This is a genomic window from Chitinophaga sancti, assembly GCF_034424315.1.
In the GTDB taxonomy this organism is placed as follows: Bacteria; Bacteroidota; Bacteroidia; order Chitinophagales; family Chitinophagaceae; genus Chitinophaga; species Chitinophaga sancti.
In genome coordinates this window covers 513489-529684 of the sequence record NZ_CP139972.1, presented here as the reverse complement: position 1 = coordinate 529684, position 16196 = coordinate 513489, and the positions used below count along the sequence as shown (strand labels likewise).

At 44.5% G+C, this 16196-nt stretch carries 15 protein-coding genes; 12 read left to right on the top strand and 3 right to left on the bottom strand.

The genetic code is table 11. The features are described from left to right. Positions 1-135 precede the first annotated feature (135 nt). Positions 136-1350 (bottom strand): MFS transporter, encoded by a 1215-nt coding sequence (locus U0033_RS01860; protein ID WP_245801885.1) that lies wholly within the window; start codon positions 1348-1350, stop codon positions 136-138. A 107-nt stretch (positions 1351-1457) separates the two neighbouring features. Here U0033_RS01860 and U0033_RS01855 point away from each other — a divergent pair, with 107 nt between their 5' ends. Then, positions 1458-2336, top strand: a complete 879-nt coding sequence (locus tag U0033_RS01855) for a LysR substrate-binding domain-containing protein (protein WP_072366075.1) — start codon at positions 1458-1460, stop codon at positions 2334-2336. Positions 2337-2378: 42 nt separating this feature from the next. On the opposite strand, the gene U0033_RS01850 is transcribed toward U0033_RS01855, so the two are convergent. Next, a complete protein-coding gene (locus tag U0033_RS01850) occupies positions 2379-3608 on the bottom strand; it encodes a BamA/TamA family outer membrane protein (protein ID WP_072366073.1) in 1230 nt (409 codons plus the stop codon). A 453-nt stretch (positions 3609-4061) separates the two neighbouring features. On the opposite strand from U0033_RS01850, the gene U0033_RS01845 reads away from it, so the two are divergent. From U0033_RS01845 to U0033_RS01795, 11 genes are all read left to right on the top strand, one after another. After that, positions 4062-5765: an arylsulfatase gene (locus U0033_RS01845; RefSeq protein WP_072366071.1), complete on the top strand. Its 1704-nt coding sequence runs from the start codon at positions 4062-4064 to the stop codon at positions 5763-5765. 11 nt (positions 5766-5776) lie between these two features. Continuing rightward, positions 5777-6211: a hypothetical protein gene (locus U0033_RS01840; protein ID WP_143150958.1), complete on the top strand. Its 435-nt coding sequence runs from the start codon at positions 5777-5779 to the stop codon at positions 6209-6211. Positions 6212-6524: 313 nt separating this feature from the next. Further along, complete coding sequence (locus tag U0033_RS01835; protein WP_072366067.1) at positions 6525-8183, top strand: phage tail protein; 1659 nt, start codon at positions 6525-6527, stop codon at positions 8181-8183. A gap of 242 nt (positions 8184-8425) precedes the next feature. After that, on the top strand, positions 8426-9058 hold the full coding sequence (locus U0033_RS01830; RefSeq protein ID WP_072366065.1) for a hypothetical protein: 633 nt from the start codon (positions 8426-8428) through the stop codon (positions 9056-9058). Positions 9059-9073: 15 nt separating this feature from the next. After that, entirely contained in the window at positions 9074-9748 is a 675-nt protein-coding gene (locus U0033_RS01825) for a hypothetical protein (RefSeq protein ID WP_072366063.1), read from the top strand. Further along, positions 9697-10482 (top strand): sensor histidine kinase, encoded by a 786-nt coding sequence (locus U0033_RS01820; RefSeq protein WP_072366061.1) that lies wholly within the window; start codon positions 9697-9699, stop codon positions 10480-10482. The genes U0033_RS01825 and U0033_RS01820 overlap by 52 nt, the downstream gene beginning before the upstream one ends. 86 nt (positions 10483-10568) lie before the next feature. Beyond that, positions 10569-11225, top strand: coding sequence for a response regulator transcription factor (locus U0033_RS01815; RefSeq protein WP_072366059.1), 657 nt, complete (start codon positions 10569-10571; stop codon positions 11223-11225). A 130-nt stretch (positions 11226-11355) separates the two neighbouring features. Continuing rightward, a complete protein-coding gene (locus U0033_RS01810) occupies positions 11356-11766 on the top strand; it encodes a 5-fold beta-flower protein (protein ID WP_072366058.1) in 411 nt (136 codons plus the stop codon). Position 11767: 1 nt separating this feature from the next. After that, positions 11768-12466 (top strand): ATP-grasp domain-containing protein, encoded by a 699-nt coding sequence (locus tag U0033_RS01805; RefSeq protein ID WP_072366056.1) that lies wholly within the window; start codon positions 11768-11770, stop codon positions 12464-12466. A 9-nt stretch (positions 12467-12475) separates the two neighbouring features. Continuing rightward, positions 12476-13387 carry a 2-dehydropantoate 2-reductase gene (locus tag U0033_RS01800; RefSeq protein ID WP_072366054.1) on the top strand — a complete coding sequence of 304 codons (912 nt, stop codon included), beginning with the start codon at positions 12476-12478 and terminating at the stop codon, positions 13385-13387. Between the two features lie 575 nt (positions 13388-13962). After that, positions 13963-15222, top strand: a complete 1260-nt coding sequence (locus U0033_RS01795; protein ID WP_218164124.1) for an SGNH/GDSL hydrolase family protein — start codon at positions 13963-13965, stop codon at positions 15220-15222. A gap of 266 nt (positions 15223-15488) precedes the next feature. On the opposite strand, the gene U0033_RS01790 is transcribed toward U0033_RS01795, so the two are convergent. Next, positions 15489-16016: a hypothetical protein gene (locus tag U0033_RS01790; protein WP_143150957.1), complete on the bottom strand. Its 528-nt coding sequence runs from the start codon at positions 16014-16016 to the stop codon at positions 15489-15491. Positions 16017-16196: the final 180 nt, after the last annotated feature.

Here is a 16196-nt window from a genome sequence, read left to right as displayed (position 1 = left end):
TTAACTCAACGTCAGCATCCTTTGCATTCACAAAGCCTTACTGCTCAATTCTCTCTATAAATAGAGAGGGTAACAAATATAACCAAAAAATATTAAAAAAGAAAGCGTGTTGAATAATTAATATGTATTTATTATTTATTTTTTAGGCTTTACTAATAAAAGGGATCCCAGCACCAGCAGGAACAACACCCCGATAAATATTTCCCAGTTCCATTTCTGCAAGGCCAAACCCGTAGTACTACCCACCAGACTGGATCCCAGGTAATAGAACAACCAGTATAAAGATGTTGCCGTACTCTTCCCATGCTTTGCCTGTTGCGCTACCATCCTGCTCGCCATGGTATGTGCACCAAAGAAAGCGAATGTGAAGATGCCCAATCCTATAATTATCAAGCCGACACTTTTAGTCAGTAAGAATAATAAACCAGGTACCAGCAACAACATGAACACACGAAGAATTTTGTCTGCAGGATGCCTGTCGGACCATTTTCCTGTTACCAATGAACCCGCTACACCAGTTGTATACATCAAAAAGATAAATGCGATCAGATAATGTGGTAAATAGAAAGGCGCACCTTCCAAACGGAACCCTAAATAGTTATAGACACTTACGAACGCACCCATGATCAGGGCCGCCACAAAGTATAAACGAACGATCAGGGGATCACGCAGAAACTGACCCATATGTTCCAGTTTCTTCCGGGTCTGTACCTTTCCGGGAGAAAAGTGCCTGGATTCAGGGAACACATGTGCAAACACAAGACCCAATATCAAACTACCTGCACCGATACCTACTGTTGCCCATTGCCATCCCCACCAGCCAGACATCAGGGTGGCGCCTACACGTCCCATCATCCCACCCATTGTATTACCGGCCAGGTATAAACTGATAGACTGACCTAATGATTTCGCATCTACCTCTTCTGATAAATAAGCCAGCGCCACCGCAGATACCCCACTTAATACAATCCCCTTCAGAAAATTAATTGCAATCAGCAATTCAAAGTTCCTGACAGTCGCTGATATCAGTGTAAGGATGGTAGAGAGGATCATTGAACTCACCATCAGTTTTTTTCTTGGAAAACGGTCTGCTTTAAAGGCAAATAAAAACAAGCCGCTCGCCATACCCACAGTACAGGCAGATACTGCCAGGCTACTATGGGCAGGCGTGATGTCAAATTCCTTGCACAATAAAGTCAGCATCGGCTGAAACAGGTATAATTGCGCAAAAACCGACAAACCTGACAAAAAGATACCAAATTTGATACGAGTATACCGTAAACATCCTTTCACCGCTTTCTGTCTGTCAGGGCGCATTCTGTACACCCTGGGGTCTGCTACCGCTTGCATAATCCTTGTATTTATGACACAAATTTATAACGGCTCTTCGATTAGTAAACATGGTATTTTTCTATGGTTACCATTGATAAAACCGATCGATGATTTACATTTGTTCCATGGAACTACGACAGTTGCGCTATTTCGTGAAAACGGCCGAAATTCTGAACTTCACAGAAGCGGCAAGTATGCTTTATATCAGTCAAAGTACCCTTTCTCAGCAGGTCAAACAACTGGAAGAAGAACTGAACACCCCACTTTTTGACCGGATTGGCAAAAAAGTGATGCTCACAGAGGCCGGGAAGCTCTTCCTCCCCTATGCCAGGCAGAGTATTCAGAATGCTGAAGATGGTCAGCACCTGCTGGAAGACCTGCAGGAACTGCATACCGGCGAGCTGGCTATCGGGGTCACTTATGGCTTGCAGTCGCTGCTTACACGCACGATTATTGAGTTCTCTGCCCGCTACCCCCAGATCAAGATCATCCTGACCTCCGGTCCTTCCCAGGATTTACTGGAGAAACTACGGCAGGTACAGCTGGACTTCGTACTTTCCTTCACCCCCGCGCAAAAAAATGACCTGCTCATTTCACAAACACTGTTCGAATCCCGTTTATCCCTCATTGTTCCTGTCAATGATCCGCTCACACAAAGAAAAAGTGTAGATATAAAAGAAGTGGAAACGCTGCCACTGCTAATGCCATCCAAAGGCTTTAATACCAGGAGTTTCCTGGACCTGGTGTTTGAGAAGAATAAGATCTATCCTGATATTAAAATGGAACTAAGCGACATCAGTATATTATTACAACTGGTGGCCACAGGGCGCTGGTATACGGTATTGACCACCGCATCGCTGGTAGGACAAACTGAGGTACAGGCCGTGAGGATCACGGGAAAAGAGATGAGCAGACAAGCCACCATCTCCTGGCCGGCCAATGCTTATAGAAAGAAAGCAGCAATTGTATTTGCGGAAATGCTGCAAAGATTTGGAGGAGAATAACTGATCATCATCAGGAAAACTGATGTAAAGCTGAAATACCGCCTAAAAAGCCTCTCCCAGCATTATGCTGAAACAGCCGCCGGCACTGCTAATCCCATAATCAAATGCAATATTGGTATTGGAACGTTTATTAAACTTCACTCTCAAACCCGCACCCACAGCAGGATGAGGCGCGGTGAACCGGTAATTATCCGGGTTGGTAACTGTATTCATATTGGCAAAAACCACAAAGCCCAGGAAACCGTTGGGTGTAATATCCCTGCGATATTCCGCCTCCAGATCCAACAAACTTTTTCCCCTATACCTGTTTTGTGTAATTCCCCGGCCACTATGTGTGGTAGGATCCCAGCCAATACTCGGCAAATCGAGATATGGGGTTTTATTACTCAATGATGTCCAATAAAAACCCCACAATGCCAACACATTCTGACTACGGGAATCACCAAAATGTAAATATCTTCTGTAGTCTACATACAGCGAAGGCCAGTTATCAGTACTGCCCAACCATTTGAAATTATACCGCAACACGGAATTAAAATAATATCCTGCCTGGGGGTTGATAGAGTTCTGGCGGGCATCCTTCTGCACATTCAGGGTGAGCCCTGATGACACGGAATGCTTGCCTGGCTCGGTGCCATATGTATAGTGACTAAACTCAGGCAGCGTTATACTGTCAGTGTTTTTAAACCTGATAGCCGAGTACCAGTCCAGCATGTAACCCAGTCCAGCCATCCATTTGCCGCCATCTATCTTATGTAACCAGGTCTGGTAAAACCTAAAATAGTTGCTGTATAATAATTCTTTCTGGTCATCCGGAACGCCCTTTCCAAGGCCCCAGGTATACTGTGGATTGATGATGAAACGCATATCACCGGTCACATTGTCTTTGTTACCCGTGAGCCAGATATTGCTGTGAAAACTAAAAGAGAACCGGCCATTGAATGAAAAAGAGGGGGCAAATGATACGTTGGACAAATTGGTGGATGACCTCGGCCCCATGTAAAAAGCCGCATTGGTACTGGTGATGAGCGCGACACCACCACCCGGAATATTAGTAGGGATCGGTACCAGTGAATAGTACACCCGCTTATCACCTTTCTTTGGCATCTTCTTACCATGAATATTAAATGTCTTGCTGACGATGTCGATCAGGTCGAGTTTGGGTACAGTATCAACATCATAACCATAGTCTCTTCTCCTTCTGGGGATTGAATCCTGGGCAATGGCATCAAACGTAAGCGTCAGTAATATAATTATTAGTAGTCCCTTCATGACAAACAAGGATATAAAATACTGTGCCACAATTCAGTCCGTTATCCATTGACGACGATCATCAATTTGTTTGAGAACGATCATTTCCCACTGAGCCATACCGCCCTACCTTCGCAAAGATAATTATTCGAATTACTCACAAATAAATAACCCAACGGGATAATTTTTTATCTAATTGGTTTGATAACAAACACAGGCGATCAATAAGTAAAAGAGATCAGATGATCAAATGCAAACAGCCGGCTTAGCACCGGCTGTTCTTTTTTTTATTGCTACACATGCCTGTTAGTTCCTTCTGCACCGAGCCTTTCATAGCCAACACAACCACAACTTTTTGTAATAATTAACCTTGGAAAACTTTTGCCAATGGAGCGATAATTAGTTTTGGAAAAAGAATTTTAATCCAGGAAAATAATTGTAATTTCCTAAGGATTGATTTAATCCTTTTCTGACATGAGAATTCGTTTGGCCCATTTACTGTTCTTATTATTGGGAATTTCTGTGAAGTCATCTTTGAAGGCGCAGCAGCGCCCGAATATCATCGTGATCCTTAGTGATGATATGGGGTATTCTGATATTGGCTGTTATGGCAGCGAGATCCATACGCCCAATCTCGATCAGCTGGCAGCATCGGGTCTACGGTTCTCGCAGTTTTATAACGGTGCACGCTGTTGTCCTACCAGGGCATCATTGCTCACAGGGCTGTACCCACACCAGGCGGGAATGGGCTGGATGCGTGATACGGATTACCAGGTGCCAGGCTATAGGGGCGATTTGAATCCTAAAGCCACTACGATGGCGGAAGTAGCAAAATCTGCGGGATACTCCACCTTCCTGGCGGGGAAATGGCATGTGAGTCAGAATATCAAAGAAGACGGACCTAAGACAAGCTGGCCCCTCCAGCGTGGTTTTGACAGGTACTACGGAACGATACAGGGAGCAGGTAGTTATTTTGATCCGGCGGCCCTGTGCAGGGATAACCATTTGATCTCACCATGGACGGACCCATTGTACAAAACGGATAGTTTCTATTATACGGATGCAATTACGCACGAAGCGATCCGGTTCATCAAAGAAAGAGATGCCAGCAAACCATTCTTCCTCTATGTAACATATACAGCGGCACACTGGCCTTTACATGCAAAGCCAGCGGATATTGCAAAGTATAAAGGAAAATATGATAAAGGCTGGGATGTGATCAGGGATGCCCGGTTCAATAAACTACGACATGAAGGTTTACTCACTAACAATACAGAACTGGCCCCTGCTGATTATCCTGCCTGGGATAATGGTGTAGACAAAGCTGTGCAGGCGGCCCGCATGGAAGTATATGCAGCCATCATAGACGATATGGACCAGGGTATCGGGGCAATCCGGGAAATCCTGAAACAGCAGGGTATTGATAATAATACAGTGATCATGTATATGCAGGATAATGGGGGCTGTGCAGAGGATATTGGGGCCACCGGCCCTACGGGCAACTGGGCACCGCATCCTGAAACCTTAAAACCTTTGCAGAAAGATGAGATCTCTTATGCCACCATTCCACATATCACACGGGAAGGGAAACTGGTAAAGAAAGGGAAAGGAATAAGTGGCGGACCTGATTCTACGTATATCTCTTACGGTAAGTCATGGGCCAATGTATCAAATGCCCCATTCAGAGAATACAAGCACTGGGTACATGAGGGGGGAATTTCAACACCACTGATTGTAAACTATCCGGGTGTGATAAGCGGGAAGAATAAGATAACACCTTTTGTAGGGCATATCATTGATATAATGCCAACGATTGTAGAGTTGACCGGCGCAAAGTACGAAGGCAGTATCTCCCTGGAAGGTGTGAGCCTGGTACCTTTGTTTAAAGGGAAATCCCTCGACAGGGGAAAGGCCATCTGCTGGGAGCATGAAATGAATAAGGCGGTGAGACTGGGCGATTGGAAACTGGTGTCAAAGGGGGAAATACTGAAGGATAAGGAACATTACAGGGAAGGGAAATGGGAGCTGTATAATATGAAAAAAGATAGAAGTGAGTTACACGATCTGTCAGAAATGTACCCTGAGAAAGTGAAGGAAATGAGTGCTATCTGGAATGCCTATGCGAAAAGAGTAGGTGTGTTTCCGGCGCCGTGGAAACCAATTATGGATTTGAATTAAAATATCATTCCTTGAAGATCGATATAAAATATACGACTGCTATCTCAGCAGGTCTGTTGATGTCATTTTTTATACCCTGGATCAGGTGGAGTATTTTCAAATATAGCGGGTATCAGCTGCCTCCAATCATCAATACACTTTATTTCACCGGTAAACTGACAATAGGTGAATTCCAATCCTATTCGATTGCCATTTTTCTCTATTTGATCCCGATATTTTGTGTGCTAAGTTTAGTCAGGGATATGACGGGTTTCAGGTTAATACCGGTAGTCACTGAATTTGTGGCGGGCCTGGTGTTAACCGGGGCATTTTATTATTATATCGCCAGGTATGACAGGGAGTTCATTGGGCATTTAAGTATTGGTTATTATCTCACGGTGGGATTGTCAGTGCTTGGCTTGCTGGTGGGGATTGTGCAGGCGAAGCTTGCCTCCAGGGCTGCCTGAGCAGGGTGTATGATTCTAAAAATTAAAGGCCCTCCCCTATGGCCTTCGGGCAAATTTCATTGTCCATAAGCAACGATACTACCCTTCCATTTCCCAAGGCCTACCCAGCCCCCGGTAAAAATATGCTTTCGCCGAAGATGAAAGCATATTTTTACCGGGGGGCATTCCAATTGAAAATCAACAACTTACTATCCGCAAGGCTGAAAACCGCCTTTTCTACCCCCTAAAAACAGCTGTTAAAAGGGAACATTCCGGCCTGTTCTCTCAATTCGTTTTGAATGACCTTTGTACCATCAATAAAACGAAAAGGGAAATGACTTTGCAAAATGCCAAAACTGTATCCAATGGACTTCTCATAGGTGCTATTACCACCTTTGGCGGAGATCTCTCCAACAGTGATCAGTTGCGTGCATTAACAGCAGCAGGCTGGCTACTCTGTGACGGCAGCGCCTATCCTACAGATACGTATCCGGAACTCTATGCCGCCATCGGCAATGCACATGGCGGCGATGAATACAGTTTCAACGTACCTGATCTGATCGGGCGTTTCCTGAGAGGTACCTTACACAAAGCCAAAGGCACCGACCCCGATGCACCCAAAAGGGTTGCAGCAGCACCGGGCGGCGCCACCGGCAATCACACCGGTTCTTTGCAAAAGACCGCTACCGGCCTTCCTGCATCGCTCTGGTCGCTCTCTATCACCGGTGCCCACAGCCATACCTGCGGCAGGCTCACCGCCAATATGCACAGGGCATGGAGTGGCTCCAGGCACGAAATGGCAAGAGGTAATCAAACAATTGCCACAGAACCAGCGGGCGCACACTATCACACACTCACAGGATTTGATAATGCGACCCTTCCTATTAATGTGGCTTTATATTTCGTCATAAAATGCCGTACACCACAATCGCCTGCCGGCATCTTACCGGCAGGCACCATTACCGCCTTTGGAGGTCCTTTGCCACGTATCCCGGCAGGATGGCTCTTTTGTGATGGTAAACCTTATGCATATACGGATTACCCGGCATTGTCCGATACGATCCTCGGCAATTTTGGCGGAGATGGTCTTAGAATTATTAATGTTCCGGACTTAAGAGGATATTTTCTTAGGGGTACTAGTCACTTAACAAACAGGGACCCGGATGCGGATACCCGCCATGCCCTTCACAAAGGTGGAAACACGGGCGACAACATCGGCTCTGTGGAGTATTATGCCACAGCCTCTCCCCCCGGCATAACAACCACAGTAGCCGGTGCACACAGTCACCAGGTGGAAAGTGTGCCCGTGTCTTCCCACTCTGCGGCCAAAGGAGCCACAGGATTTATTGCCTACAACTGTATTGCATGGATCGATGATCGCGGGCAGACCAATACTGCCGGAGAACACCTGCATACCATTACCGGGGGCGACCAGGAGACAAGGCCTGAGAATATCTATACAGATTTTCTCATTGCCGTGGAAGACATAGCAGGGGCCGCCCCTCCTATTGGTACGATCATGCCATTTGGCGGGGATATAACGGACAGGGATGTACAAATTAAACTGCAGGCAGCAGGATGGTTCCCCTGTGACGGGAGTTCGCTGCGCAGGCATACCTATCGGGAGCTGTTCGAAGTAATCGGCACACATTACGGCGGTGCACCACTGACCTTTGCAATACCTGATCTGAGAGGGTATTTCGTAACAGGTGCCGGCAAACTGAAGGTGGGTACAATACAGGTGATTTCTACAACGGGTTCACCGGCGAATCCTATCAGAACGACAACGAATGGCAAACATACCCATGCTATTTATAGGGTACCGGCAGAGCGGCATGCGATAGATTCAGAGGAAGGTTGGGAACTGGCAGCATTTAATGGAGAAGAGAGTGCAACATCGGAGGATGGCGAGCATAGTCATGATGTGGCGGGTGGAGACAGCGAGTCGAGGCCGATTAATGTAAATGTGGATTATATCATCAGGTATAAATAACCGGGCTGTAATGGTAAATTTTTACAGCCTACTCATCGTTCAGGCCTTTCATCCTTATACTTCCCCCTCAGACATAACCCTACAACCAGTGCCTGCACATTACTTTCAGAAAGGTATGTGGACGTGGTAGCTCAAGGGCTAGGTAGCTACCCTCCACTGCCTTTTGAAAGTAGTTGCAGGCCTTACATGAAATTTGAAATAGTTTTTTATACATTTAGGTACACCTTAAATCATTTAATGTTATGAACATCCCTGTTGCCATTATTACCATAGCGATGGTAGCTATGACTATGACTGCCTGTCAATCCAAACAGTCTCCTTCCATCCCGGAGGATGACCACAAAGGAGTATCTACAAACAATTTGCTGGATAAAGACACCATCAGTGTTGAGTTTGCAAAAATGTATGTAAAGAATTATGCAAGTCGTGCCGGCAAAATTCCTGTTGACCCTTCCGACTGTGATGCCTGCGATACAGAATCTATTGATGGCAGGCCACATAAAATGGGCTCCAACACCCGTACTGTATGGTTCAGCGCTTCAAGACTGAAAGCCCTTGTTGATCAGCTGGAAGCTGAAGGTGGCGACGGGATCCGTTTCTACTTTGCATCATATGACAGCACTTACAACAAGTACGACAGCTCTCATACACACATTCCAGAGCGCCCTTACTGGAATCGTAACACCCTTGTGATGGTGACTACCAGGGATTCCACCAGGAATGACAGCATTTTTCATTGGGATTATTTCAACAACGATCCAAGAGGTACTGTAGGCAAAGGTAGAATCGTACTGGCAGCTGCAGAAAACCGTGGTGAATTATGTCCTCCGCCTGCAACCTGTAAATCAGTGGGCGCTTTGTTGATTACTCAATGATTCTGACTATAAAGCATGAAATATTACTTTACATTGAATACCGTCGCAGAAATGATCTGCCTGTTGGTAGCGGCGTTTTGTCTTGCAAAAGACAAAACGCCTATATGGCGGTATTTTATCGTCTATTTATTACTAACCTGTGCAACAGAACTGACCGGTGTTTATATCCGGGAAATGACGTCTTTATCTAATGCCCCCTTTTATAATGTCTATCTGCTGATTGAATGCGGCTTTATCAGCTGCTTCTTCTACCAACTATATCTGCAATACACTAATAAACGCAGCCTGCTCATCATCTGGCTTTGCATATTCCTGGTGATGTATGTATTGGAAGGTCTTAAATTTCATTTTGCAAAGTTCGTAAACCTCACTGCCTCTACCGAATCCGTTGTATTTGTACTGGCAAGTCTTTATTTTTATTACCTCATACTTCGGGACGATAAATATATCGTGCTGAACACGTATGCCCCGTTTTGGTGGGTAAACGGAACCCTTATATTTTACTTTGGCAGTACAGCGACCAACATCTTCAATGATTACCTGGTGCATGAAATCAAGTCGATTACAATGTCGATCCGGTATGTTACTTATTCGATCCTGAATGTGTTGTTGTATGCCTGCTGGTCATACGCTTTTATATGCAGATTTCTTCAAAGGAAATATTATTCTTCATCGGCATCACAACTGTAATTTTTCTGATTGCCCCTTTATTTCTGATCGTATATGTCAACCTCTATAACCGACGGAAAAAAAAGCATGCGGAAGAAAAAGAAGTCCTGAAACAGGCTTTTGATACCGAATTATTGAAAACCCAGATGGAAGTCCAGGAGCAAACCCTGAAGACTATCGCATATGATTTGCATGACAATATCGGACAGTTGTTAGGCCTTACGGTCATGACGCTTGGCTCCATCAACATGCAGGATACTGAAAAAGCCGGTGAAAAGGTGGCCGCAGCTGAAGCACTAGCCAAAAGGGCGGTGAAAGAACTGCGGGCGCTGTCCCGGTTATTGCATGGTGAGGAACTGCTGAACAGGGGCCTTGTCGATGCCATTGCATTTGAACTGGAGTACCTGGAGCGTTCCGATTTTTTCAAAATCACCTATACCCATCCTGATACTCCCCTCCCTCCGCTCGCGGACAAAGTTACCATCGTCTTCCGCCTCTTCCAGGAGATCCTGAATAATATTGTGCGGCATGCACAGGCCAATGAAATTGTTATTAACTTAGCGTTTGCTGGTAATGTGTTAACCTTGTCTATCCAGGACAATGGTTCCGGGTTCGATGTGTCTGAAATCATGAAACAGCACAAAGGCATGGGGCTACAGAATATCCAGAAACGGGCCGGCATGATTGGCGGCCAGGCACAGATCCTATCAACACCGGGTGCCGGCACCACCATTAAGATTACGATTCCTTACTAAATAAAGGTCGTGTTGTCGTTTGGTGTAATCCATCAATCCTGCTCTTAGGATATTGATTCAAACTTCAACACAACCTAGATAAACCTATGGCGGAAAAGCAGACCACGATTGCCATTATTGATGATCATACCTTGTTCAGGCAGGGGATGATAAGCCTGTTATCAGAATTCCCGGAGATTTCTATTGTATTTGATGCTTCGAATGGAGAGGATATGAAGGCTAAGATCACACAGTATCCTTTGCCTGAGGTGATTTTGATGGATATTAGTATGCCCGTAATGGATGGGTTTGAAAGTACGCGCTGGTTACGGGAGCATTATCCTGATGTGAAGGTGTTAGCATTGAGTATGTTTGAAGAGGAGAAGCCGATTATTAAGATGCTGAAGAATGGGGCAGGCGGGTATTTGCTGAAGGAGTCACGGACGACGGATGTGGTGCATGCGATCAAGGCGATCAATGAACAGGGCTTCTTTATTAATGAGCTGGTGTCATTTAAGTTATTGCGAAATATCCAGGGGCACCTGGCTGGTGGCAGTGTGCCGGAGAAGCTGAGTAGTAACGAGGTGAAGTTCCTGGAATTGTGTTGTACAGAGTATACGTATAAGGAGATAGCGGATCAGATGAATCTGAGTCCGCACACGATCGATAATTACAGGCAGGATTTGTTTCAGCGCTTTGGGATCAAAAGCAGGACGGGATTGGTGTTGTTTGCGATCAAGAATGAGTTGATTACGTTGAAATAGGGGGAGATTGGATGGGTGATCGGGGAATTTTGAAGGACAGGAGAATTAAAAGGGGCGTGTTTTGAGCATAACCTTTTGCCTGAATCAATGAAATTCGGGTTTTGGTTTCATTCCAGTTTAAACTTCAGTTATGAAAAAGTATCTATATCTGTACCTGATAGCGATCTTATGTAGCATGGGGGCCCGGGCACAGACCATCAAGGCCAGCAATTATGCCATAAAAGGCTACATCAATAGCGATGGAAGAATTCAGAACAGCAGCTACCAGACGATAGGCTATATCAAAAGTGATGGCAGGATCCAGGATGGCAGCTATAACACCATCGGCCATGTGAAAGATGGCAAAGTAGAAGATAGCCATTATAACACGGTAGGCTACATCAATAAAGACGGGAAGGTGACCAACGGCAGTTATTCAACTTTAGGTTATATAAAAGACGACGGCACAGTTCAGGGCAGTAACTACGCTACGCTTGGCACTGCCTGTGGGGTTAAAAAAGAATGGGCGGCTGTCGTGTTCTTCTTTTTTGAAATGAAATGACATGATCTTATTAATTCCGGAAAAAACGGATGTAGAATTTGAAGCCGTCGCCCGCGTCCTGACTGCCATGGGTGGAAAGATAAAACGCCTGGGTAAATATTGGATAAAGGATGAGACTCTCATTGACCGGCCACTGGCCATTTATGGCAACCAGACATTCGCCATGGTATTGGCACAGATTTATAAAAGAACCCTTATTTCTCCTGACGATACGCTGATAGCCAGACTGGAACCACAGTGGGTAAAGCGGGTCATTCATCATACGACCATTGGGGCCTTGCAGGCAGCAGATTTTCCCCTTTTTATAAAACCTGTTATTCCTAAATTATTTGCAGCAGGCATCTTTCCTGATCTGGCTTATTTCAGGCAGGCCATTGGCAGCCAGGATGAGACGGAGGAGGTATTGACGTCTGAGATTGTGAAGCCGATACAGGCAGAGCTGAGGGCCTTTGTTTTGGCGGGAGCCATAAAGGACCTGGCTTTGTATGAGGGGGATGCTGATCTGGCAGGTGGAAGGGAGTTTTTGCTGAGTTTTTTAGCTTCGTATAATGAGCAGTTACCGGCGACGGTGGTGGTGGATCTTGGTTTTAATGAGGCGCTTGGCTGGTTTGTGTTGGAATTTAATGCCAGTTGGGGTGCAGGTTTGAATGGGTGTAAGGCGGAGAAGGTAATAGATTGTATCTTAGCGGCCACAATATAATTCCATATAATGAAATATGCGATAATAGGAACTGGTGCCATCGGAGGATTTTATGGCGCCCAGTTAGCCAATGCCGGCGAGGAAGTACATTTTTTATTAAACAGTGACTATGCTATAGTAAAGGAAGAAGGACTCCACGTAATTTCAGAAGTATACAGCGATATTCATTTAGAGAAGCTAAATGCGTACCAGCATGCCATTGATATGCCTGCCTGTGATGTGATCCTCGTTTGTTTGAAAACCACCAGTAATGCCAGTCTCCTGCCCTCATTGGTACAGCCACTCTTACACAGTGGCTCGGTCATTATCCTCATACAAAACGGCCTGGGTGTAGAAGCAGATGTTGCGGCGATGTTTCCGGGTGTAGGGGTGGCAGGTGCGACAGCGTTGGTCTCTGTATATAAAGTCGGTCCTGGCCAGATGCATCACCTGGATTATGGGGATATTGAAATAGGGAATTACAATGTCCAGGATACAACGATTATTGATAAGGTAGTTGCTGCATTTGATAATACCGGGTTGATCTCAAGAAAAGCTGAAGACCTAAACACCCTGCGCTGGAAGAAACTGGTTTGGAATATCACTTTCAATGGTATGTGTGTGGTATTGAATACGACTGCCAATAAACTGCTGGCGGATCGCGCTACATATAATCTTTCAAAGGAGATCATGCATGAGGTGATACTGGGAGCGAATGCCTGTGGCGCGGCATTGCCGGAGTCGATGGTGTATGATATGCTACAGTTTACGATAGCCATGCGGCCGTATGCACCGAGTATGAAGCTGGATTATGATGCAAAGCGGCCGATGGAGCTGAAATACATATATGAGAACCCGGTAGCGATGGCGAAGGCGGCGGGGTATTATATGTCGAAAGTAGATATGTTGTTGCAGCAGTTGTTGTTCCTGGGTAAATATTAGAACTTATTTCATAATTACTATTTATGTATTGATTATCAACTGGAAATACCTATTTATGAAATGAGTTCTAGTTGTTTTTTGCTAATGCAATGGGGGTATACTTAAATGAGAAACCGCTTACAGCTCGTTTGCGGATGCGGGTTCGGGTCTCGCCGACTGCATTGTATACGGGGATCGTTTAGTTGGAAACAGGCCGTTACGTCATAACGGAAGTGTAGGTTAGAGTCCTTGCTTCTCCACAAATCAGTAGAGAGGTCGTATAATTGGAAATACGTGCAGTCATCAGGTAGATAGTACGGATTCGATTCCTGCCTTCACTATTGAATGCTATTAGTTGAACAATGGACTTATGCTGTTTATTTTTCTTTGCAGCTAAAATCACGCGGCATGACATTTAAATTAACCCGTATATGCTCATCTCTTTTGATAAATTTAGACATGGAAGTTTGAACTCTTTAATTACTTCGATTGTCTGATCAATACTGCTACCACGTTCCTCGCTTATTGCCCGATAACTACTAATCAAAATGATTTTGCACCTGCCCCCGTTAACTATCGAATATAAATTAGCAATCATGACAAAACGATACCAAACACCCGGAATTTTGCACATTGGATGGACCACGCTATTGTTGCTGTATTGTATTTCTGTATCAGCTTATCCAGCTGTTGATAAACATGAATCAGACAACAAACCGAAATGGGTGGGAACCTGGGGAACTGCGGTTATGGCGATAGCTCCTAATGACATACCACCTAAGCCGGGAATTGCTCATCATGTCTTAAGGCAGATCGTCTGCGTCTCGATCGGTGGTGATAAACTTAGACTTAAGTTCTCCAACAAATTTGGTAATAGTCAATTGACGATCAGATCTGTAAATATTGCCGTTGCGAAAGACAGCGGCGTGATTGAGGACTCAACAATTTCGTTGTTAACCTTCAATGGCCAACAGGATGTTACTTTACAGCCAGGTACCGAAATTTATTCAGACCCGCGATCATTTGGGCTAAAGCCAAGGGCCAGGATTGCCATCACGATCTCTTTTGGAGAAGTTCCTTCCATTCTTACAGGACATGGAGGCTCCCGAACAACTTCTTATCTGTTTGCCGACAATGCTCCCCAACCCGGTGATCACTTCAGGAATGCGATTAGAATTGACCATTGGTACATCATTGCAGGAATTGAGGTAGAAGCCAAAAATAGTACGGGATCGGTTGTCGTTTTCGGTGATTCAATCACTGATGGAAGAGGTTCGGGAACAAATAAACAGAATCGCTGGCCCGATATTTTATCGGAGAATTTGCTAAAAGACCCGGTAACCAGCAAAGTGGGTGTAATCAATATGGGGATCGGTGGCAATAGCATTCTTAAAGGAGGATTAGGGCCTACAGGATTGCAACGTTTCGAACATGATGTCCTTGACCAGGAAGGCGTCAGATGGCTTATTCTGGCGGAAGGAATTAACGACCTTGGTGGTGCGCAGGACAGTTTGGCAGCAGATGACGTAGCCAAAGATCTCATCGCCGCTTACCAACAGTTTATAGATCTGGCACACGCAAAAGGAATAAAAGTGTATGGTGCCACCATCATGCCTTTTAAAAAAAGCTTCTATTATGAGCGTTACAAAAATTCCGCACGCATTAAGGTCAATGAATGGATCCGGAATTCGAACCTTTTCGATGCAGTCATCGACTTTGATCAGTTGATGAGAGATCCCAGTGACAAGGATGTTTTACAATATGAAATGCAATCCGGAGCGAATGACTTTCTTCATCCTAATGAACTGGGTTACCGTTTTATAGGCAATGGCATAAGCCTGTCTTTGTTCAAATGATAATAAAGAGACCTACTGTTCATTTTTCTGAAAGTGGTCTTTATTCCCATTGGAAATAAACCAGTCTTTATTCAAATGATTATAATGAGACCTGGCAGCGTATTTTTTTGAAAATGGTTTTTATTCCCTTTGGGGAATAAACCAGCCTTTATTCAAATGATTATAATGAGACCTGGCAGCGTATTTTTTTGAAAATGGTTTTTATTCTCTTTGGAGAATAAACCTTTTATGATTGTTTTATTTGGCAAAAACCTGATCACGGTTCCTCACCGTTTGTTATCCACTGCCCGCTTCATTGCCTCCAATTCCAGCCCCGAAACTCCTATTCCCGAACCCATGATTATGATACATACGTTTCCGGTCGTTATATTCGATTCTGGCCTATTCTCCACCACATAAATTAACTTCCCCGCTATTACTACCGCGATTTGGGGGTGTAACGGATTCCCGGTACCTTCTTTTAAATCCGTCGTTCCTTTTTTATCAAACTGCAAGCACAAATTTGGGTAAACCTTATTCTCAATCTTTTCCATTTTAATATTACACTGACTGACATTATCGACAGATACAAACGGAATTTTAGCAAGAGAATACACTTGGTCATCACCCTCGCATTTTTTTCCTATACCATCACTTCCTGCTGCTAGATAATAAAACCCGGTGCGTAGATAAGTTGTATCAATTTTTATTGAAGTACTACTATGAATAGGGTTAGGATTTTTTTCTTTTGTAGATGGGTGGGATGTACAGGAAAAAAACATCACTGATAAAAGTACGAGAGAATTAAGCTTCATATTGATGGTTGTCTGATTAGAACTCATTTCACAAATAGGCCTTTATGATTGATAATCAATACTTAAATGGTAATTATGAAATGAGTTCTAAATATTGATATTAAAAATAAGAAAGGAGCAATTACGCCCCAAAGTTTACATTTTGGGCTTACCACGCTCAAAACATAAACCTGGATAAAG